The 21301-nt window shown below is 40.9% G+C and carries 17 protein-coding genes and 7 tRNA genes; all 24 read right to left on the minus strand.

Annotated features, from left to right (window positions below; genetic code table 11):
* Positions 1–743, minus strand: a 743-nt coding sequence (gene rfbB, locus VMW39_03035) for a dTDP-glucose 4,6-dehydratase (protein ID HUW22992.1), incomplete at its 3' end; no start/stop codon positions are given.
* A gap of 5 nt (positions 744–748) precedes the next feature.
* Positions 749–1210, minus strand: coding sequence for a dTDP-4-dehydrorhamnose 3,5-epimerase family protein (locus VMW39_03040; GenBank protein HUW22993.1), 462 nt, complete (start codon positions 1208–1210; stop codon positions 749–751).
* Between the two features lie 166 nt (positions 1211–1376).
* On the minus strand, positions 1377–2438 hold the full coding sequence (locus VMW39_03045) for a glucose-1-phosphate thymidylyltransferase (protein HUW22994.1): 1062 nt from the start codon (positions 2436–2438) through the stop codon (positions 1377–1379).
* A gap of 25 nt (positions 2439–2463) precedes the next feature.
* Entirely contained in the window at positions 2464–3276 is an 813-nt protein-coding gene (locus VMW39_03050) for a Wzz/FepE/Etk N-terminal domain-containing protein (GenBank protein ID HUW22995.1), read from the minus strand.
* Positions 3277–3319: 43 nt separating this feature from the next.
* Positions 3320–3994: a transposase gene (locus VMW39_03055; protein ID HUW22996.1), complete on the minus strand. Its 675-nt coding sequence runs from the start codon at positions 3992–3994 to the stop codon at positions 3320–3322.
* A 59-nt stretch (positions 3995–4053) separates the two neighbouring features.
* Positions 4054–4129: transfer RNA gene (locus VMW39_03060), tRNA-Asp, on the minus strand.
* A gap of 11 nt (positions 4130–4140) precedes the next feature.
* Positions 4141–4215, minus strand: a tRNA-Val gene (locus VMW39_03065).
* A 7-nt stretch (positions 4216–4222) separates the two neighbouring features.
* Positions 4223–4297 (minus strand) — tRNA-Glu (locus tag VMW39_03070).
* A gap of 28 nt (positions 4298–4325) precedes the next feature.
* On the minus strand, positions 4326–5201 hold the full coding sequence (locus VMW39_03075) for a decaprenyl-phosphate phosphoribosyltransferase (GenBank protein ID HUW22997.1): 876 nt from the start codon (positions 5199–5201) through the stop codon (positions 4326–4328).
* 37 nt (positions 5202–5238) lie between these two features.
* Positions 5239–6327 (minus strand): DUF362 domain-containing protein, encoded by a 1089-nt coding sequence (locus VMW39_03080; protein HUW22998.1) that lies wholly within the window; start codon positions 6325–6327, stop codon positions 5239–5241.
* A gap of 65 nt (positions 6328–6392) precedes the next feature.
* Entirely contained in the window at positions 6393–7931 is a 1539-nt protein-coding gene (locus VMW39_03085) for a glycosyltransferase family 39 protein (protein ID HUW22999.1), read from the minus strand.
* 89 nt (positions 7932–8020) lie between these two features.
* Positions 8021–8094, minus strand: a tRNA-Lys gene (locus VMW39_03090).
* Positions 8095–8243: 149 nt separating this feature from the next.
* Positions 8244–9824 carry a phosphoglycerate dehydrogenase gene (serA, locus tag VMW39_03095; protein HUW23000.1) on the minus strand — a complete coding sequence of 527 codons (1581 nt, stop codon included), beginning with the start codon at positions 9822–9824 and terminating at the stop codon, positions 8244–8246.
* Positions 9825–9864: 40 nt separating this feature from the next.
* Complete coding sequence (locus VMW39_03100) at positions 9865–10998, minus strand: alanine--glyoxylate aminotransferase family protein (GenBank protein ID HUW23001.1); 1134 nt, start codon at positions 10996–10998, stop codon at positions 9865–9867.
* 138 nt (positions 10999–11136) lie between these two features.
* A complete protein-coding gene (lon, locus tag VMW39_03105) occupies positions 11137–13596 on the minus strand; it encodes an endopeptidase La (GenBank protein ID HUW23002.1) in 2460 nt (819 codons plus the stop codon).
* A gap of 95 nt (positions 13597–13691) precedes the next feature.
* Positions 13692–14852 carry a transposase gene (locus tag VMW39_03110; GenBank protein HUW23003.1) on the minus strand — a complete coding sequence of 387 codons (1161 nt, stop codon included), beginning with the start codon at positions 14850–14852 and terminating at the stop codon, positions 13692–13694.
* 12 nt (positions 14853–14864) lie between these two features.
* Positions 14865–15464, minus strand: coding sequence for a ClpX C4-type zinc finger protein (locus VMW39_03115; GenBank protein HUW23004.1), 600 nt, complete (start codon positions 15462–15464; stop codon positions 14865–14867).
* Between the two features lie 198 nt (positions 15465–15662).
* On the minus strand, positions 15663–16265 hold the full coding sequence (gene clpP / locus VMW39_03120) for an ATP-dependent Clp endopeptidase proteolytic subunit ClpP (GenBank protein ID HUW23005.1): 603 nt from the start codon (positions 16263–16265) through the stop codon (positions 15663–15665).
* Between the two features lie 56 nt (positions 16266–16321).
* Positions 16322–17623: a trigger factor gene (gene tig / locus VMW39_03125; GenBank protein ID HUW23006.1), complete on the minus strand. Its 1302-nt coding sequence runs from the start codon at positions 17621–17623 to the stop codon at positions 16322–16324.
* 13 nt (positions 17624–17636) lie between these two features.
* A tRNA-Leu gene (locus VMW39_03130) sits at positions 17637–17727 on the minus strand.
* 3 nt (positions 17728–17730) lie between these two features.
* Positions 17731–17803: transfer RNA gene (locus tag VMW39_03135), tRNA-Lys, on the minus strand.
* A gap of 258 nt (positions 17804–18061) precedes the next feature.
* A tRNA-Arg gene (locus VMW39_03140) sits at positions 18062–18138 on the minus strand.
* Positions 18139–18531: 393 nt separating this feature from the next.
* Positions 18532–20103, minus strand: a complete 1572-nt coding sequence (locus VMW39_03145) for a sodium-dependent transporter (GenBank protein ID HUW23007.1) — start codon at positions 20101–20103, stop codon at positions 18532–18534.
* A gap of 13 nt (positions 20104–20116) precedes the next feature.
* A complete protein-coding gene (locus VMW39_03150; protein HUW23008.1) occupies positions 20117–21244 on the minus strand; it encodes a cation-efflux pump in 1128 nt (375 codons plus the stop codon).
* Positions 21245–21301: the final 57 nt, after the last annotated feature.

Genomic DNA, 21301 nt, shown 5'->3' on the forward strand with positions numbered 1-21301 from the left:
TCAATATTTTTTAATTCATTGCCACCGCCAATATTGTAGATTTCCCCTTCTTTACCTTTATGTAGAATCAAATCGATTGCCTCACAGTTATCGATAACATAGAGCCAATCTCTTACATTCATTCCATCGCCATAAAGGGGAAGTGGTTTATCTTCCAGGGCATTCGTTATAAATAGGGGAATTATCTTTTCGGGATACTGGTAGGGACCAAAGTTGTTGGTACTACGAGCGACAATGGTTGGTAAATTGAAGGTGACCCGATATGAATGAACGACCATATCTGCAGCAGCTTTAGAAGCAGCGTATGGACTACTCGGGCTCAAAGGGCTTGTCTCTTTAAATGAGCCCTTCTCAATCGAACCGTAGACTTCATCAGTTGAAATTTGTATAAACCGAGAGATATTGTGTCTTTTGGTTGCTTCCAGGAGATTATGAGTTCCATCTATGTTAGTCCGGAGGAAGTCTGAAGCATCAATTATTGACCTGTCTACATGGGATTGAGCGGCAAAGTTTACTATTGCCTCAGCATTTTTTGACAACTCATCAACGATTTTTCTGTCGCAAATATCTCCTTTAACAAAGGTATAGTTGGAATTACTCTCTATTTCTTTCAAATTATCTAAATTCCCCGCATAGGCGAGTTTATCTAGATTGATAATTTTATATTGGGGATATTTTTTTATAATGTGTCTGATGAAGTTAGAACCGATAAAACCTGCTCCACCGGTCACCAGTAAACGCATATCCTCTACCAACCTTTCCTGGTTTTCCACCGCTCATAAGGGATGGAAGGGTCGTTTAAAGGAATTCTATATTCATCCGGGTTCTCTCGATTATATACCTGGTCCGGAACATTCAGAAGCCAACAATCTTCTTCACCAAGGCACTCAAATCCATGGACTACCAGGGGAGGAACTTTCAGAACCATCAAATTATTCCCTCCCACCTCGTATTCTCCAATTTCTCCAAATGTTTTCGAGTCCTGCCGATTATCGAAGAGGACGATTCGCGCCCTACCCTTAATCACACAAAAATGGTCCCATTGTTTCTTATGGTAGTGCCATCCCTTGACCCAACCAGGTTTACCTTTGCTTATGTAGACCTGTCCAAACTTCATAAACATTGGTTCATCCGACCGGAGAATCTCAAATAGAGATCCTCTCTCGTCTTCGTGAACATCTAATTTCTTTATTTCCAATCCTTCAATCACAACTCCTCCTCTATGACCTCCCTTTCGGGAGGATTCCAAATAATTGGAGTAGCACCGCTTGCGGTGCGTTAACGCGAAACAAGTTTCGCTACTCCAAAACTCTGGATTCCTTGCGAAAGCAGGGTCTTCCCCTCCCTTTCGGGAGGACTCCAAAAAAACCTAGTCTCTACGTGACTTCGACGCGGCTGGAGTCGCCTACCATAATTCTATAAGCAGATGGTTTTGCTTTCGACTTCAATATTTCAACATTTTGCCCTACTAAGCTGTCCTCAATTCTTCTAATATCTCTGATTTTACTGTTCTCAAGAATAATGCTGTGTTCGACCTCGCTATTTTCAATAGTTACTTTGAAGTATACTGAGGTGAAAGGTCCAATATAGGAGTTAACTATTCTGCTATTCTCGCCAATAATTACCGGTCCCCTGATGACGCTTTTTCTAACCTCGGCTCCCTTCTCAATCCTTACTTTTCCGAATAATTCCGATTCCTTATCTACCTTACCTTTCACATGGCTCTTTAAATCGTCCAAGAGAATCCTGTTAGCCTCTAAAATGTCCTCTAACTTTCCTGTATCTTTCCACCAGCCGGTGATAATGTGTGGGCGGACAGTAAAATTATGGTCAATAAGATACTGGATGGCATCTGTAATCTCTAATTCGTTACGCCAGGAAGGTTTAATATTATTCACAGCTTTAAAGATATTCTTATCAAACATATAAACACCGACCAGAGCCAGATTGCTCTTTGGCTTCTTTGGCTTCTCTACCAGCCGTAAGACTTTTCTACCTTTCAATTCAACGACACCGAACTGTTCAGGATGGGGAACACGAGCCAATAGAATCTGGGCATTGGGTCTCGTTTTCTCAAATTCCTTTACTAAAGAGGTAATGCCATCCTTGATCAGATTATCTCCCAGATACATAACAAAGTTGTCATTTCCTATAAAATCTTGAGAAATCTTAACAGCATGCGCCAACCCCAGGGGCTTGTCCTGCTCAATATAGGTGACATTAATTCCCCACTTCTTTCCTCTCCCCACAGCATCTCTTATCTCATTCTTCGTTTCACCTACAACAATGCCAACATTTTTAATTCCTGCCTCTTTTACCGCTTCAATTCCATAGAAAAGGATTGGTTTGTTGGCTACTGGCAGGAGCTGTTTAGCACTGGTATGGGTAATGGGACGAAGGCGGGTACCTCTTCCACCGCTCAAGATAAGCGCTTTCATTTAATTTCCTAAATAAAGCTGCGATTTAATGAACTGTCGCGGGCTTCTTAAAATATTCGACTACGGCTGCAGAAACAAATCCAACGAACAAGCCTAAAATTCCGGCAATCAGGATGTTCTGCTTCTTTTTAGGTCCGATTGGCCTATCAGGAGTCGCAGGAGGAATTACCAACTCTGTGCTAACGGTACCATAGGATTCCTCCATCTTTTTCTCTCTGAGTTCTACCTGAAGTCTTTCATACCTGTCACGGCCTTTCTCCAGGCTATCCATATATCCTCGAGCAAGCATTGCTTTTGCATCCGAATTGGCGGCTACAAGTTCGTCTATTTTCTTCTGGAGCATATTAATCTCTTTTTCTATCTCGAACAAACGTTTCTTGCCAGAAGCAAAATATTCTTCCAGAATTACTTTCGCTCGTTCAAAAATCTGCTCGTGCCTGTTCAGAAGAACCGTAGTCACTCCATTTACCAATTTCAGAGCTTCCTCTGGGGTTTCCCCCCTTCCCTTTATCTCCAAAAACCCGGATTTTTCCTTCATCTTTATCTTTGAAGCTAATTGCCCTAATTTCTCCTGTGTGGTAAGAACATTGAGTTCTTTTGCTACTTCTTCCAATACCGGTCCCGTCTTAAAAATCTCTATAGTTGTGGAGGGTTCCTCCAATAGTTTGCTTCTCATTATCCCAATCTTGACCATTGCTGTGGATTCGTAAGCCCTGGGCAAAAGGAAACTCACCACTCCGCTCGTTATTGTAAAAACTAAGAAAATAATTAAAATAATCTTCCACCTTTTCCTTACCATATTGATGTAATCTCTCAAATCCACTTCTTTCTCTTCCATTTGTTTTTCCTCCTTTAAATAGGTAAATAGGGACAGCGACCATTTATTTTCCCTGCTTTTTCGGTCTCCCCCTTGGTAGAACGAGTAGTCTTCTTCTAAATTTTTTCTCCAGTTCCTGGGTAAATGTGAGTGTTCCCAGCGGCCGACCTGTTAGCGTATGTTTCCTTATGTTCTCAGTGAATTTTTCGTCTTCTTCTGAGCCTATACATCCTTTCCAGGAATCGAAGGACATATTTATGAACTTGGATATATCCTCTAATTTGATTAGCGAATAACCTATATTTATATGAAATGCAGCACTCGACCACTTCCACTGCCAAGCTTTTTCCACCAGTTTTGCTCTTACAGGGTTTCTTTCTACATACCTCAAAGCCGCAACGAAATGCGGTTCGTCCAAAATACAGGAATAAAAACGTCCCTGCCATAAATGCCCTTTTGCATTTTGCCTCTTATTGAAATATTGTGAGTAGCGCATATGAGCGGTATTAAATGTGTGGGAGAGTGAATCTTCTTTTTTGGGAATGACTATAAAATGAACGTGGTTCCGCATTAAACAATATGCCAATATAGAAAGTCCATATTTGGTGGTGTACTCCTGTAACCACTCACTGTATTTCAAATAGTCCGCGTCATCTACAAACACATCTTGTCCGTAGTTTCCTCTTTGAGTAATATGGTGAGGTAAACCGACTGCGACTACTCTTGCAATACGCGGCATAATAAAATTCTGCTCCGGTTAGTTTAGGTTCTATTAAAAATGGTCGCTGTCCCTATTAACGGGGACGACGGGATTTGAACCCGCGATCTCCGGCTTGACAGGCCGGCATTCTAAACCAGGCTGAACTACGTCCCCGTATCTTTATTTGGTGGGCGGTGCAGGATTTGAACCTGCGACCCCCTCCTTGTAAGGGAGATGCTCTCCCGCTGAGCTAACCGCCCTTATTTCTGGCGTCCCCGAGGGGATTCGAACCCCTGCTGCCACCTTGAAAGAGTGGTGACCTAACCACTAGTCGACGGGGACAACTACTAACGCAGACTGAAGTCTGCGACTACCGAATTTTGAAAAAAATTATTGCGCCACAAAAAACCGCCCAGATTATAACAGTAAATAATAACGGAATATCTGTAAGGAAATTTTCTGTGGGACTACTGCTTTCTTTTTTGTGATAAACAAGATATTGGTACCTAAAAATACCATATAAAACTATTGGCAACGATAGAAATAACTTATTTCCAAATTTAGCAGTGGTTTCTGAGTCTATTGTATAAAATAAGTAAGTAATAACAGTTAAAGAATTTACTATATTTATCATAGTATCTAAAAAATATGGGCTATAATGGGACAATACTGCTCTATGAGAAACAAAACCTTCTCCCAATTCTACTATTTCTGCTCTTCTTTTGGTAAACCCTAAAAAAAGAGCAAGCATAAAACCACATAATAGTATCCATTTTGACATATATATATCTGTAGCAACAGAGCCAGCTACTATTCGCAATACAAATCCTAACGCTATTATAAATACATCTATGATAACAATATTCTTAAGATAAACAGAATAAAGTATATTAATTCCTATATATGTTAGTACTACAAATACAAACCCTATGTTAGTAAAAAAGCCCAGGAATAGGCTCATTAAGGCTAAAACAATAAAAATTAGGTACGCAGTAGAGACATTTATTTCTCCAGAAGCTAATGGACGATGTTTTTTTATGGGGTGGAATCTGTCACCTTGTAAATCCATGATGTCATTAAATACATACATACTACTTGCAGCAAAACAAAAACTAATAAATGCTACACTAGCAATTAGTAACCTTTCAGGAGTGAACATCTGCAAGCCGAACAATAATGGTAGAAACAAAAACAGATTCTTTACCCAATGGTTTGGTCTTATTAACTTTACATAATTTTTTATCATTGGTCACCTTCAAACAAATAGCTGTGCAAATTATGTGCTAACTGGGATAACTCTTAAAAAGCCTGCCCCATTTTGTATTTAAAACTTTACGCTTCTGAATCTTCTTTCCTTTTACCGGCCACCATATATAATCATGATAAAGAAATGAACCAAAGACAAATAGATAAACAAGAGGTGTCCTGAAAAGCAGCCTCTGGAATATCTTTAGTGGACTAAACCAGAACAAATCACCCACCTTGCTTGCAAGATTGTCTCCTACGGAGAAGGAAAAGTTTACATTTGAGATATCCTCTCCCACAACTTCTATTTCCTGAATTCTTCCTGCACCCAGGCCATCTTCGTGAGCCATACGTATATATGGTATAGTCATAGGGTCAAAGCCCATCATCTTAGCTGAAACAGCATCTATGGCTACACTATCACTGCTTGCAAGGATATAGTCCTTTTCTACAGGTGTCATTGTCCTTGGTCCCGGGCCACTTCCACATATAGTGCCGTCCATCACAGCAAAGATACCTGTGTGAATCTCTTTCTGGATAGCCAGTAGGTCAACAAGAGTTTCGTGGATAACACAATGGGTATAATGCCTCTTTGTGTTCAAAAGTCCACCAAAAGCGTTTTTCATTGCCCCCGTTGTCGTAGTATATATATGGGTCTTTACTGTGGGCAGATGTATAATATTTTTGCCAATAAAGTATTCAGGTACCTTAATACCTTCAGGATAAACTTTGTCCAGTACCCTCATTCTCGTTTTTGGCTTATAGTCAATCCACTGGATATCCTCGGGGATAAAATTGTATCTTTCCTCTATCTGGTACTTTTTGTAGATAGGGGCAAGTTTATTCATTACCTGCCCCTTGTAAGCATTGGTGACCACTGTATTATTATGGACTGCAGTGATGTCCTTATAACCAGCACTAATTAATGCCCGGATTGTCCCTTCTAGCTGCCATGGAGTAGTATTGGCACTAATATAAGGGAAGTGCCACGATATATTATCCTTTAAAATAGTTGTCTTATCTTTGGGAAGCGCATCTTCAAAATCTGCCGTTCTTACCAGCCGCTGTATGTCCTGGAGCGCAGTTTCCGGAGTAGTTTTTAAGACAGCAACCTTTGATTTATTCATACATAAACTTTTTAATCAGAAATAACGGGCTCAATGAATTGAGCCCCTACAATTACTATTGGGGTTCAATTTATTGAACCCACCTTCTCTTCAAACCCTTTAAAATTATAGCAACGCCAGATAGAAAATTCCTTTATAACTTCACCATTTCTGGTAACTTTAAAAACAGGCTCTTTTTTAATCTCATCAAAAGCAGGGCTTAACTTTTTAATATAGCCGTCTTCTTTCTCTCCTCCTTTAACAAAAATAGCATCCTTTCCAATAAGAGAATCGAAATCTGACCAGTATCGATAAGAATGGCCATGGGGAGTGCTCTGACCTATTGAATAAGTCTCACATTGGCCATCAGTATAAAAAGCCACATAACTTGCTAAAGCATAACCCCTGCATAATATGAATGTATCTTCGGGCATCTCTTTTTTTATCATGCTTACTTTTTCACCCAAATCCTTCATCCAGCCAGAAAGAAACACTGTTAATCTCTTTGGGCCGCCTTTTTTACTCTTTACAATTGATGTAAGAATTTTTGGATAAACAGGTACAGCATGTATAAAAACCGTCATAAAAATTGCAAAAGAGATAATTGCAATCCATAAGGTTCGATAAAACTTTTTTCTCTCCCGCCCAAAAAATAATACTGCAACAGCTATAAGGGCTGTAAGATAACCGTAAGCCACCCAGTGTGGAGCTACACGGTCAAACCAGCTATATATCCCGAACATCAAGAGAATCACTGTGGAAGTAAAGAACAGAAAAAGATGCCTATCATCATTATGTTTAAATCCTCTATATGCGCTATGAATTATGCCTGCCAGGCAACCTATAAATAGAAATGGTGAGAGGATAAAAGATTGACCTCCAAAGTATTCAAGAAAATATTTAAACTTGAGTGAAGCGTCACCAGACATATATCTCATTCCTAAATTATACTTAAATGTTACCCAGCCTCTGGAAGCATTCCAGATGATAACAGGACTGAACACCAGAAGCGACAGGAGAAGTGCTAAATACGGTTCTTTACGCAGTAGCCATTTTCTCTTTTCTTTAGAGAATAATAAAAATAAAAATACTGAAATGGGAATGTAAATAGAGATAAATTTCGTAAGAAACGAAAAACCCAGAGCTAATCCAGAAAGCCACCACCAGTATTGCTTCTGGGAATTTGTCGCTTTATAAACAGAATAAAGAGTAAGCATCCAGAAGATTCCCAGAGGAGCATCTGTACTTGTAATAATAGCTCCTACAGCAAAGATGGGGGCAATATTTACCAGAAGACCCGACCAGAAAGCTACCCTCTCATCCTGAAACATCTCCTTGGCCAAAAGATAAACAAGAATCGTTGTCCCTAAAATTAAAACTATAGGAGCCAATCTTATTGTAAGTACTGTGCTTTTAAACAAAGTAAAAAGAGCTACAATAATCCCGGTCATAGGAGGATGCTCATAATAAGATAAATCAAGATGGCGAGACCATTGCCAGAAATAAACTTCATCAGCAGAGAGAGGCAGGAGCCGAGCATAGATTAAACGAAAGATAGTAAGTACTGCTAATATAGAAATAAATGTAATCCTGTAAGCTTTAATATTCTGGTGTTCACTGCTCATCTTCTCTTGCCTTGTACGCCTGACAATACGATTTTAATAATTCCTCATTCATTTGCCAGCAGATTCGGGGTTTCGTCTGTTTTATTTTATGAGCCGAGCGCGAATCGAACGCGCGACCAACGGCTTAAAAGGCCGCTGCTCTACCTAGCTGAGCTACCGGCTCATCGGCTTCCACTCCGTGAAATCCTCTCAAGTGTCCCGATTGGAAATCGGGGCCCCCAAGCGTCCCGATTAAAATCAGGACTGTTATCCTCTTTCCTTTTTCTTCTCCCCAAAAGGGGGAGGGTCAGAGTGAGGAGGATTCTCTTTGGGTTAGAGATTTACCATTTTTACTTCCACAATTTCCGATATCCCCTCTATCTCTTTTAAAACCTCTTTTGAAACATCACAATCTACATTGATGATAGTTAGTGCTTTTCCACCAACTATTTTTCTCCCCACTTGCATTGCCGCTATATTAATCTTTCTATTTCCTAAAATCGTTCCTATTTTACCAATTACTCCCGGCTTGTCCAGATTTGAACAGAGTAACATATACCCTTCAGGAATAACGTCCAAATCAAACTCGCCAATCCTTACCAGACGAGGTTCCTTCTTCCCCAAAAGAGTCCCGGCAACTATATTCTCCCCTTTTTCTGTCATTGTCTGGACTACTATTAAGTTGGCAAAATCTTCCACTTTGCTCACTTTAGACTCGGTAACTTTAATCCCTCTCTCCTCGGCAATTAAAGGAGCGTTGATAAAATTGACTTCCCTTTCCAAAACTGGCTCCAGAAGCCCCTTAAGCAGGGCAAGGGTTAAAGGCTCAATCTCGTGACGGAGAATCTCTCCTGAGTATTGGACTCCAATCTGAGTAAACCCTCCCTCACTTATCTGTGCCTGTAACCTTCCTAATTTCTCGCAAAGGTCAATATAGGGACCTAAAGTTTTCATTTTCTCAGAATCTAATTCTGGCATATTGACTGCATTGCGAACAATGCCTTTCTTAAGGAAATCTAAAACTTGCAGAGCAATATCTCTTGCCACATTAATCTGAGCCTCTTCGGTTGAAGCTCCTAAATGCGGTGTAACAATTATATTCTCTAAACCCAGAACGGGACTGTCAAAAGGTGGTTCCTTCTCAAAAACATCGAGAGCTGCCCCACCAACCTTACCTGACTTCACTGCTTCTGCTAAGGCAGCTTCATCTATGATTCCCCCACGAGCACAATTTATAATCCTCACTCCTTCTTTCATCTGATTGATAGTTTCTTTATTAATTATGTGTTTAGTTTCAGAAGTTGACGGAATATGAATTGTTATGTAGTCTGCCTGTTTAATAAGTTCCGGAAAACTGACCAATTTAACGCCAATCTCTCGCGCATGGGCCTTAGAAATATAGGGGTCATAAGCTATTATCTCCATCCCGAAAGACTGTGCCCTTTTTGCAACTTCACCTCCGATTCTGCCCAGGCCGATTATACCCAGGGTCTTTTTGAAAATTTCGGTTCCTAAGAATTTTTTCTTTTCCCACTGCTTACTCTTCAGGGATATGTTAGCCTGGGGAATACAGCGGGATAATGCTAAGAGCATGCTCATTGTATGTTCTGCTGCAGAAATGGTATTTCCACCGGGCGTATTCATTACCAGGATGCCCCTTTTACTTGCCGCCTCAACATCGATATTGTCCACTCCCACTCCTGCTCTTCCAATGACTTTTAAATTCTTTGCTGCGTCAATTACCTCTTTTGTCACCTTAGTTGTACTGCGCACAAGAAGAGCATCGTACTCGCCAATGTGCTTTAGCAACTCCTGCAATTCCAGTTTGAGTTTCACATCAACTGTTATATCGGGGCTTTTCCTCAATAACTCTATACCTTCTTCCGCTAATTTGTCACTAACCAATACCTTCACGGAAACCTCCTTTTGAACGCAGACTAAAGTCTGCTACTCCTTATTTCAGGAATTCTTTCTCTGCCGCAGCTATGCCTTTCCCTACCTCGAATTTATATCCTAATTTACTCAATGCTATTTCCAGAGCGGAAAGCCCGATGATTACATCAAATCTATCCATATAACCCAGATGGGCTATGCGGAAAATCTTACCTTTATATTCTCTTTGACCACCAGCAATTCCCACTCCATACTCGTCACGCATCATTTTAACCAGCCGCACCCCATCAACTCCTTCCGGAACTTTGACTGCTGTAACCACGTTACAGGGAGCCTCTGCGAAGAGCTCCAGACCCATTGCCTCCACTCCCTTTCTTGTAGCAGAAGCCATTATTGCATGGCGCCGTAAGATTTGCTCCAGCCCTTCCTCTTTTATCATTCTCAAAGCTTCCTGCAATCCCAACAACAAGCCTACTGCCGAAGTATAGGGCGTCTGTTTTTTCTCGTCGAGAAACTTCTTATATGCCTTAAAGTCCCAGTAAAACTTCGGCAATTTAGAATTTTCTACAAGTTTCCATGCCTTCTGGCTGATACTGACAAAAGCCAATCCTGGAGGGAGCATCAGTCCTTTCTGAGAGCCACCAGCTACCACATCTACATTCCACTCATCGGTGTTCAGCTCCTGTCCCCCTAACCCGCTCACCGCATCGACCACCAGGACAGCCTCAGTTTCTGCCACTATCTTACCAATTGTCTGGATATCGTTAACCACACCGGTTGAGGTCTCTGTGCTTTGTGTAAATACAGCTTTAATCCCCGGTATCTCCTTTAGTTTCTTCTCCACATCCTTGGGCTTAGCTACTCTACCCCAGGGATATTCAATAACTTCTGGTTCAACTCCAAATAACTTAGTAATATCTACCCATCTTCTACCAAATGCACCAGTGTTAACAATTAGAACTTTGTCTTGCGGAGAGAGGAGGTTGACCACGCAGGCCTCCATCGCCCCGGTTCCCGAAGCTGCAAAAATGAAAAGGTCATTTTTTGTTTGAAATACGTATTTCAGCCCTTCTATGTCTTCAGAAAGAACCTGACCGCACTCCGGAGTGCGGTGATGGATAATTGGCTGAGCTGATGCTAAAAGTACTCTTTCCGGAACAGGAGTAGGACCTGGCGTTAAAAGATACTTTTTCATTTTCTTCTCCCTAGATAAAAATCAAGAACTAAGAACTTAAACTAAGATCACCCAAAAGCAAATACTTTTTTGCCCCGCTGGAAATATCCCCCAGAGCACAACAAAATTTCTAAAGAGGCAAATCTTAGTTCTCGATTCCTAGTTCTCTCTTTTGTTTTCCCATTCTGTTTTTTCTTTTGCTTGTAGTCCTGGCAACCTTTGACCCAATGGTAGACGGCCCAATCTCTTCCGTCTGGTTATCTTTGCTTTTCTCTTTTCCCGGGCAACTAAAGCTATCCTAAATACTTCATCTACATTCTTAACTGGTATGAACTTCATTTTATTCTTGATCTCTTTGGGAATCTCTTTCAGGTTCCTCTCATTTTCCCGGGGAAAGATAACTGTCTTTATTCCCGACCTATGAGCTGCCAGCATCTTCTCTTTAAATCCACCTACGGATAAAATCCGCCCTCTTAGAGTTATCTCTCCAGTCATAGCCACATCTTTCTTAACCGGCCTATTGGTTAATGCTGAAGTTAAAGCAACTGCCATAGTAATCCCTGCCGATGGACCGTCCTTAGGAATCGCACCCTCGGGGACGTGAATGTGAATTTCTATATCCTTGTAAAAATCCGAGGGTAAACCTAACTTACCAGCATTAGACCTAACATAAGAAAGCGCTGCCTGAGCAGATTCCCTCATCACCTCCCCCAGTTTCCCGGTAAGGGTGAGATTACCTTTACCTTTCATAATTGAAACTTCAATAGAAAGAATATCTCCCCCCACTTCTGTCCAGGCAAGTCCAGTGGCTACGCCCACTTCATTCTGTCCCGGTTTCTCCCTGTGGTACTTGGGAATGCCCAAATAACGGTGAAGGTTTTTTGCAGTAATTTTTATATCTTTTCTGCCCTTCACTGAGGCTAACTCTTTGGCTACCTTACGACAGACATTTGCTATCTCTCTTTCCAGGTTTCTTACTCCCGCCTCCAGGGTGTAATCGCGGATTATCAAATTTAAGGCTCGTTCCGATATAACTAATTTGTCCGAACTTAACCCATTTTCCCTGACCTGTTTCGGCACGAGAAATTTTTGGGCAATCTTAATCTTCTCTTCTTTCGTATACCCGGGGAACTTAATAACCTCCATTCGATCAGCTAAAGAAGGCGGAACTGTGTACAGAGTATTAGCAGTGGTAATAAACATTACATCGGATAAATCAAATTCCACCTCTAAATAGTGATCGGAAAAAGTGTTGTTCTGTTCGGGATCGAGAACTTCTAAAAGAGCCGCTGCTGGATCGCCTCTAAAATCCTGACCCATCTTATCCACTTCATCGAGTAGAAATACAGGGTTTCTCGATTTTATCTTACTTAGTGACTGAATTATCCTCCCGGGCAGAGCACCAATATATGTCCTGCGGTGGCCACGAATCTCAGCCTCATCGCGTATCCCTCCCAATGACATACGAATGAACTTGCGACCCAAAGCACGGGCAATCGAACGGCCTAGAGAAGTCTTACCCGTACCTGGCGGACCGACAAAACAGATAATTGGTCCCTTCAACTTTTTTGTTAACTTACAAACAGCTAAATATTCCACTATCCTTTCCTTGGCTTTATCCAAACCATAATGGTCTTCGTCCAAAATCTTCTCAGCTCTTTTAAGATCCAGATGGTCTTTGGTACTGATAGCCCAGGGTACTCCAATTATCCAGTCCAGATAGGTCCTAATTACCGTGGCCTCTGGAGAGAAAGGCATCATTTTCTCCAGACGAGAAATTTCTTTCTCTGCCTGTTTTGCTACCTCTGGAGGTGCCTTAGATTTTCTGACTTTCTCTCTCAGTTCACTTACTTCTTTTTGGTAGTCATCTGTTTCTTTCAGTTCTTTTTTAATTGCCTTAATCTGTTCATGCAGGTAGTATTCCTTCTGTGTCTTTTCAATCTGGTCACGCACCCGCACCTGAATCTTCTTCTCGATAGAGAGAATATCATTCTCAGCGGTCAAAATTTTGGCTAACTCTGTAAGCCTCTTTTTAGTATCCCATGTTTCCAGAATAAGCTGCTCCTGAAGTATTTTAATCGAGATATGAGATGCAATAATATCGGCTAAACGGCTGGGATCGTCGATGTTTGAAACTGACATTATAGTCTCTATGGGAATACGGCGATTCAATTTCACATATTTCTCAAATAAGGCTATCGCATTACGCATCAGAGCCTCAAGTTCCTGGTTGGGAGTATATGTTTCTAAAAGCCTCTCAATCCTCACCTGAATAAATCCCTGTTGAGGAATAAAGTCTGCAATCTTTGCTCTCTCTAACCCCTCGACGAGGATTTTAATCGTACCATCGGGCATCTTTAAAAGCTGGAGAATCTCTGCCACTACCCCTACGGAATGGACGTCTTCCCTTCCCGGGTTTTCAGTTTGAATCTTTTTCTGAGTCACAAGGAAAATTAAGCGGTCTCGGGCCATCGCTTCTTCTAAAGCCTTGATCGATTTAGACCGTCCTACTGCTAACGGAAGAACCATATAAGGGAAGATTACCACGTCTCTTACTGGCAGAAGGGGTAAGACATCAGGTATGACAATCGATTTCTTAGGCCTTTCTGGTGTAATCAATTCAGCCTCCCTTTTTGTACTATTTTCTTTTGTACTAACACTGGCTCCTTCTCTTTATTTGTGACGCTCCCCGACGCAAGCATCGGGGCTTCTGCTTAGTTTACTAAGCATTCTTTTTCCTGCTTCAATGTCGAAGCCAACGCTTCAACTCCACAGGCGTTACTTCCCGTCCGTCCAACGGTGGTTAAACCTATCTTTAAAATGTTATTAGAAGCATTTAAATCCCTGTCTGTAGAAATACCACAATTAGAACAATTAAAAACTCTCTTATTTAACGGCATATCCTGAACATATCCGCAACTACTACAGGTTTTACTTGTTGGTTCAAGTCTTCCTATTTGAATGGAATACTTACCGTTCCACAAAGACTTGTAATCAAGCTGCCTTTTAAATTCGTGCCAAGATATATCTGCAATAGACTTAGCAAGATGATGATTTTTCATCATTCCTTTTATGTTTAAATCTTCCAAAACAAACCCAGAATACTTGGCTATCATATTCGAGGTTATTTTATGAATAAAATCTAACCTTGCATTCCTAATTTCACGATGAATCTTTTGAACTTTCTTTCGCTGTTTATATCTATTTTTACCTCCCTTCTTCTTTCTACTTAACTTTTTTTGCTCCTTTTTTAATCTATCTTCTGATTTCATTAAATGTTTTGGATTTTCAATTATTGTTCCATCAGATAGTGTAGCAAATGATTTTAATCCAACGTCTATTCCCACGATATTGTCATCTTTTTTTTCTTTATCAGGAATTTCCACCTCACAAGTTACAGAACAATACCATTGGTCTCCATCTTGGGTAATTGTTATATGTTCTGGTTCTCCTTGAAGCGGTCTATGTTTTATCCATTTAACTTCACCTATTTTTGGAATAAATACAAATCCTTTCCCCAATCTCCATTTTTGTGGAACTGTGAAACTATCGTTTTCTCTGTGTTTCTTCTTAAACTTTGGGAAACCTTTCCCGTTTTTAAAACAATCTTTCAATGATCTATCTAATTGTCTTGCGACCATTTGTAAAGATTGAGAGAAAGAAAGATTAAGGAAATCATATTCTTTTTTTATCTTCGGAATAGAAACAACCATTTCATGAGCAAACTTAAACTTACCCGTTCGTTTATAGTATTCAATATTATCCATCAAAAGATAATTCCATAGAAAACGGGCACTACCTCCGTGTTGTAATAGCAATTGCTTTTGTTCTTCTGTTGGGCAAAGTCTATATTTGAAACCCTTTAATATTTTCATTTTCCCTTAATACTACGTATTTTTGTGCCAATTCATCCAGCCCCTGATGCAGGGGCGGGATTCATCCCCGATGCAAGCATCGGGGTTTTCCCTGGCCGTGGCCCGTGCCACGGCACGGGCAGGCTTGGCACGTTTTTCATAACCAGCTTCAGTCAATGCAGTGGCATCGACAATAGCGAAAGGAACGTCTAACAAGCGAGCCAAAGTCTGGGCCAAAAGTGTCTTTCCCGTCCCTGTGGGACCAATCAATAGAATATTCGATTTCTGCAATTCTACTTCATCAGAAACTCTTTGTCGAGAAACCGGGAAAAGAGAATCTAGGCCCACCCTTTGATAATGATTATATACGGCAACCGCCAGTAACTTCTTAGCCCTCTCCTGCCCGATAACATATTCATCCAGTATAGCCTTAATTTCATATGGCTTGGGTAGAACTTTCCTGGTTTTCTTTTCTTCCTCTATAGCGATTTTGTTCAATAAATTGTAAGAGAGCCGAATACATTCATCACAAATATAGACTCCATGACCACCAATGAGTTTTTTCACTTCATTCTTATTTTTGCCACAGAAAACGCAGCTTAAAGATTCTTTTCTATCAATAAGTTCAACCATAATTAAACCCTTTTCGGGCGACCACTGAGTGTCGCCCCTACACTACCAAAACCATTATGGGTAGTGTAGCCCTTTATGGGCGTAACCTTTACGGGGACAAGCCTTTGGGCGACCATAAAGGTCGCCCCTACGCGACCAAGCAATGAACAAACTATCTTTTAAATTTATAATATTCAAACCAAATTCCGAGCATCTCTTTTATTTTCTCTGCTCAATTACTGCGTCAACTAAGCCATAGGCTTTTGCCTCTTCGGCCTCCATAAAGAAATCGCGGTCTGTGTCCTTCTCTATCTTCGCCAGAGGTTGACCCGTATGTTTTGCCAGGAGCTCATTCATCTTGGCTTTCATACGCATAATTTCCTTAGCTTGAATGCCGATATCAGTTGCTTGACCCTGCACTCCTCCCAGAGGTTGATGTATCATTATGCGGGAATTGGGCAGGGCAAATCGCTTCTTCTTTGCCCCGGATGCGAGAAGAAGCGCTCCCATACTGGCTGCCTGACCCATACATATCGAAGAGATACTTGGTTTAACATATTGCATCGTATCATAAACCGCAAGACCAGCAGTTACTATTCCTCCTGGACAGTTAATGTATAAGGAAATGTCTTTATCGGGATCTTCTGCCTCCAAAAACAGCAATTCAGCGATAATCACATTAGCGACTTCATCCGTTAAAGGTGTACCCAAAAATACAATCCTATCCCTCAAAAGACGGGAATAAATATCAAAGGCTCTCTCTCCTCTCTGTGACTGCTCAACCACCATGGGAATCAACTGTCCGAAAGTTTTTAACTTCATACATTACCCCCTCATCCTAACCCTCTCCCCCAAGGGGAGAGGGGAATTTTTTGTATCTATTTCCTCTTCTCTTTTATAATTTTAGCATTTTCTGTTAAAAAGTCAAATACTTTATTCTCTCTCATTCTGCTTGTGATTTGGTCTATGTTCTCATAAAAGTATCTCTTTATTTCTTCTTCTTTTTCTTTAGTTGATTTTATTGTCTCCTCTATTTCTTTCTCTATTTCCTTAGAATCGACCTGGATATTCTCTTTCTCAGCTATCCTGGCAAAAATTAAAGTGCTGCGGACTTGTTTTTCTGCAAGGTTACGATATTTCTTCCGCAGGACTTCCTCATCCGCCCCAATATCTTTCGAAGCAAGCCCGCGACTCTGAAGGTAAGTCTTCATCTTTGAAATCAAATAATCGAGTTGTTTCTCAACTAGAGAATTAGGAACCACCACAGGGTTATTCTCAATTAGCCTGTCAATAATCTGTTCTCTCATTGCCTCTCTTGTTTTATGCTCCTCTAGCCTAATCAAATTTTCCCTCAATTTCTCTTTCAATTCTCTCAAAGATTTAGCTCCTAATCCCTGAGCAAAAGCATCGTCAATTTCTGGTAATTGCATTTTTTTAATCTCTTTAACCTTTACTTTAAAGAGAACTTTATGCCCCGCCAACTTCTTATTAAAATAATTATCCGGAAAATTCACCTCAACATTTTTCTCTCCGCCTCTTTCCATGCCAATCAATCCTTCAGAAAACTCCCGGAGAAAAATAGGATTTTCAATGCTTATCAACTGATTTTCTCCTCGAAGCCCATTCAAGGGTTTACCGTTACCGAATCCTTGATAATCGATTACTACATAACTTTTTCTGTCCACCACGTTATCCCCGGAGACCACAATCTGTCCATTCCTTTTCTGCAGTTCCTTCAGACTTTCCCCTACTTCATAATCACCCGTGACCTTTATCTCTTTTTTTATCTTAAGTTTCTTATAATTCCGTGGCTCAAAACGAGGTATCACTTCAACCGTTGCCTGAAAAGATATTGGTTCTCGCTTAGCAAAATCGAATTTAAGGTCAGAAATCTCTGCCGGAGCAATAGGGTCAATTCCTTTCTCTTTTACCACCTGAGATAATGCGTCTGGGACGAGCGATTCTAAAACAGTTTCCTGACAACGAGACTTAAATTTCTCCCTCAAAAAAGCAGGCGGCGCCTTTCCTCTACGGAAACCGGGTATAACAGCTTCCTTTTGAATCTCGTTGTATGTCAATTCTATTTCCTTTTCTATTTCTACTTGAGGAATCTCGATTTTGAAAACAAGCTCACATTCGCTTTTCTTGGACATTTCTACCTTTAAATTTTCCATAGCCATTTTAACCCTTTCCTGGTGCCGCGGGAGAGATTCGAACTCTCAACTCCATATAATTGGAGACTAGGTCCTAAGCCTAGCGTGTTTGCCAATTTCACCACCGCGGCAAGTGGGCCATGGAGGAATCGAACCTCCAACCTCCTGCTTAAGAGGCAGTTGCTCTACCTGTTGAGCTAATGGCCCAAAAAAAGATATTCCCTTCGGGAATACTTCCATAGGGGTTTCACCCCTCTGGCGTTCGACAAATGTCCACTGGACATTTGTCTCTCTGTCCTCCGGGGCGCTCACCGTCTCGCGTCCGTCGCTAACACGGAGCTCCTTATTCGTCGCTCCAGCGACCCCTTGGGGGAAATCAGATTATTTCCCCCAAACCCCCTAATCCGCATCCCAATTTTTAATCGGGATGCTTCAAAGATATATTCAAAATTGCCTTGGCTTATCTGGCACGCCCGGTGCGATTCGAACGCACGACCTGCGGATTCGAAGTCCGACGCTCTATCCAGCTGAGCTACGGGCGCAAAATTGCTTCGTATTTTTTTCCCTCTCCCCAAAGAGGCTGTGTCGTAACCCTGATTTTGGTAGTCGCAGGCTTTAGCCTGCGCAATTTCCCCGTCGAGAACGCAACCTGAAGGTTGCGGCTACCAAACAAAAAATCTAATTATGACACAGCCTCAAAGGGGAGAGGGTTAGGGTGAGGGGACTGTTATCAATTGTCGTCTTATTTATATCACATTTAAATTTCTTTGTCAACCCAGATAAAAAACCGCCACATTTATAGGATGGGCGGTTAATTACCATTTTTGAATTATTTTTAAGAATCTATTTCTTTCTTAAAATATGATAGAAACAGAATATCAAAAGAAGAAATATGACCGACCAAGAAAATATCAGAAAAAACCAACCCGAACCTGTCATTTTTCTTTCCTAATTAATATTTTTCTTTTCTTCCATGCATATGCTACAGACATTGCTAATACTATAAATATTATTAGTATCAAACCTCTTATGAACAAAACGTATGGATACTGCTCTGAAGTAACATTCTTCATTGCTATCATGGGCAATCCTTCCTTAACTATCCAGAACCCGAGGATAAAAAGCAAAAATAGGGGAGTAATATACTTAATGATAAACTTATAAAATTTGGGAATAACAATATCTGCTCCGTGATGAATCTCTTTCCAGGCGCGGTCGATACCAAAAATCCAGGCAAACACTATCGTCTCAACAGTAGCAAATAGCACCAGGCAAAATGTCCCTCCCCAAAAATCGAGTTCGTTCAACACTCCTTTTCCCAGGAAAAAAATAGCTGGTTGGCAGAGAATAAATGTAACTACTCCGAATATAGTTGCTGATTTCTTCCTGGTTATATCGAACTCATCTTCCAAAAAGCTTATCACCGGCTGGGCTAAAGAAACGCTGGAGGTGACACCAGCCAAAAAGAGAAGTGTAAACCACAGAAAAGCAAAGATTGCGCCCAGGGGAATCCTCTGAAAAATCAGGGGCATAGTAACGAAGCCTAAATTGAAGGCTCCACTTTGAGCAATATTTACAATCTCCCGAGGACCAAAAAATACAAACGCTGCCGGAATAACGATGCTTGCACCCAAAATGACTTCAGCAAATTCATTTGTTGCTGCCGCAGTTAATCCGGAAAGAGCAACATCATCGCGTTTAGTCAAATAACTCGCATAAGTAAGAATTACGCCAATTCCCACACTGAGAGTGAAGAATATCTGACCACTAGCAGCAAGCCAGACCTTGGCGCTCTTTAAAGCGGCAAAATTTGGATTCCACAGAAATCCCAATCCATTACGTAAGTTCCAGTCTGGTTTTAATAAATTTGGTATTCCTAAACTTAATACACGAACAGCGAGGATAATTCCGCAAATTAGGAGTATGGGCATTGCCCAGTTACACAATTTCTCTATCCCTCTACGAATGCCATAGTAAATTACAAACACGTTTAATGAAAATGTGATTATGAAAAATAGGTATGCCCAGCCAATACCATGGAAATACTCATTCGTCTGTAACCCCTGGTAACCTTGTAGAAACGATTGCATTGCTGGCTGTGATGTAGCCTGCGCGTATCGCCCGGTGATAGAAAAAAACGCATAGCCCAATAACCACGACTCAACATAGGTATAATACATGAAAATGAGAACAGGGCCAAAAATGCCAATTACACCAAAATATTTAATGAAACGGTTTTTCTGCCACATCGAATGGAAAATACCCGGGGCTGTGCCATGGCCAAATCCTCCACCGAATCTGCCAGCAGTCCACTCTATCCACATTAAAGGAATCCCCAGGAGGAGAAAAGAGATAAAGTATGGTATCATAAATGCGCCACCGCCGTTCTGTACTGCCTGGACGGGAAAACGTAAAAAATTTCCCAGCCCGACTGCTGACCCGGCAACTGCAAGAATAATCCCAGTTCTGGTTTTCCAGGTTTCGCGTAATTTATTAATCTTCGCCATTTTTACCTTTTGCTTATGCAGGCTCTACGTGGATGAGCACTTTAAAATTAGGCAGTTGTCTCTTTATATCTTTCTCCAGATGGTCGCATACCCGATGAGCCTGCTCAACACTAATTTTACTCGCCAGGACAAGATGGAGATAAACCTGTTCTTCATTGCCTCTTCTCACTATAGATAAATCATGAAAATTTACAAATTTCTGGTAATGCTGTTGTAAAATCCTGGTGATAATTTCCAGCTTTCTATTCTTTTCCTCTTTACCTTCAATTCCTGGGTTTATATGAATCATGATATTACCAATATTTTTCAACTTCTGGAGTAGCAATTCCTCAATTTTATTGGAAATCCCATGTCCTTCTTCTATAGATAGGTCGGCGTCAATTTGAACACTCAGATCAATTGAATTTCTCCAACCCATGCGCCGTGTTTTGACATCATCAATTTCTCTTATTCCTTCTATACTTAACGTCACTTTTTTAATTTCCTCGATAAAATCTTCCGGAAGGGAAGTGTCCATCAGCTCTCTCAAAGAGGGCCGAAAAATGTCTATTCCCATCTTAAGAATGAACAGGGCAACAATGAAGCCAGCCAGAGGATCGAGGAAAATGTAACCAAGTCTGGCACCTGCTATCCCTACAAGAGCTGCTACAGAAGAAATCGCGTCAGCACGGTGGTCACGAGCCATGGCCAGAATAGCCAAATTGTCGAATTTTTTGCCTATATAATGAGCGTGTCTGAACATCAATTCTTTGACCGAAATGGAAATTAAAGCAGCCCATAGAGGCAAAAGCCCCGGTACAATTCTAATCTTCAAAAAGACGGTACTTAGTGCGCGATAGCAAAGCACAATGGATATTCCAAACAATATAAAACCAATAGAAAGTGCTCCTATTGATTCAGCCTTCCCATGTCCATAAGGGTGTTCCTTATCGACAGGCTTTTCGGAAATTTTCACACTGGTCAAAGCTAAAATGCTGGCAAAGATATCGGACAGAGAATGGAAGCCATCGGAAAGCATCGCCTGGCTTCTTCCCCAAATTCCGGCAAATATCTTAAATATGGTTAAGAAGAAATTTACCAAAATACCTATCCAGCTTACTCCTTTACTTTTTCTGAATCTTTCCTCTAATGAATACATCATTATCGCTTTCCTCTAAAAAGTTGTGAGTAGTGTAGCCCTTTATGGGCGTAATTTTTA

The sequence above is a fragment of the bacterium genome (genome assembly GCA_035530055.1).
Classification (GTDB): domain Bacteria; phylum UBA6262; class WVXT01; order WVXT01; family WVXT01; genus WVXT01.

Coding starts and splice junctions, on each gene's coding strand:
- VMW39_03085 (HUW22999.1), bottom strand. CDS start 7,931: ATGAGCAGTGAACACCAGAATATTAAAGCTTACAGGATTACATTTATT.
- VMW39_03150 (HUW23008.1), bottom strand. CDS start 21,244: ATGATGTATTCATTAGAGGAAAGATTCAGAAAAAGTAAAGGAGTAAGC.
- VMW39_03115 (HUW23004.1), bottom strand. CDS start 15,464: ATGGTTGAACTTATTGATAGAAAAGAATCTTTAAGCTGCGTTTTCTGT.
- VMW39_03050 (HUW22995.1), bottom strand. CDS start 3,276: ATGGAAGAGAAAGAAGTGGATTTGAGAGATTACATCAATATGGTAAGG.
- VMW39_03045 (HUW22994.1), bottom strand. CDS start 2,438: ATGAAAGCGCTTATCTTGAGCGGTGGAAGAGGTACCCGCCTTCGTCCC.
- VMW39_03080 (HUW22998.1), bottom strand. CDS start 6,327: ATGAATAAATCAAAGGTTGCTGTCTTAAAAACTACTCCGGAAACTGCG.
- VMW39_03145 (HUW23007.1), bottom strand. CDS start 20,103: ATGGCGAAGATTAATAAATTACGCGAAACCTGGAAAACCAGAACTGGG.
- VMW39_03110 (HUW23003.1), bottom strand. CDS start 14,852: ATGAAAATATTAAAGGGTTTCAAATATAGACTTTGCCCAACAGAAGAA.
- VMW39_03075 (HUW22997.1), bottom strand. CDS start 5,201: ATGATAAAAAATTATGTAAAGTTAATAAGACCAAACCATTGGGTAAAG.
- VMW39_03055 (HUW22996.1), bottom strand. CDS start 3,994: ATGCCGCGTATTGCAAGAGTAGTCGCAGTCGGTTTACCTCACCATATT.
- VMW39_03100 (HUW23001.1), bottom strand. CDS start 10,998: ATGAAAAAGTATCTTTTAACGCCAGGTCCTACTCCTGTTCCGGAAAGA.
- clpP (HUW23005.1), bottom strand. CDS start 16,265: ATGAAGTTAAAAACTTTCGGACAGTTGATTCCCATGGTGGTTGAGCAG.
- tig (HUW23006.1), bottom strand. CDS start 17,623: ATGGCTATGGAAAATTTAAAGGTAGAAATGTCCAAGAAAAGCGAATGT.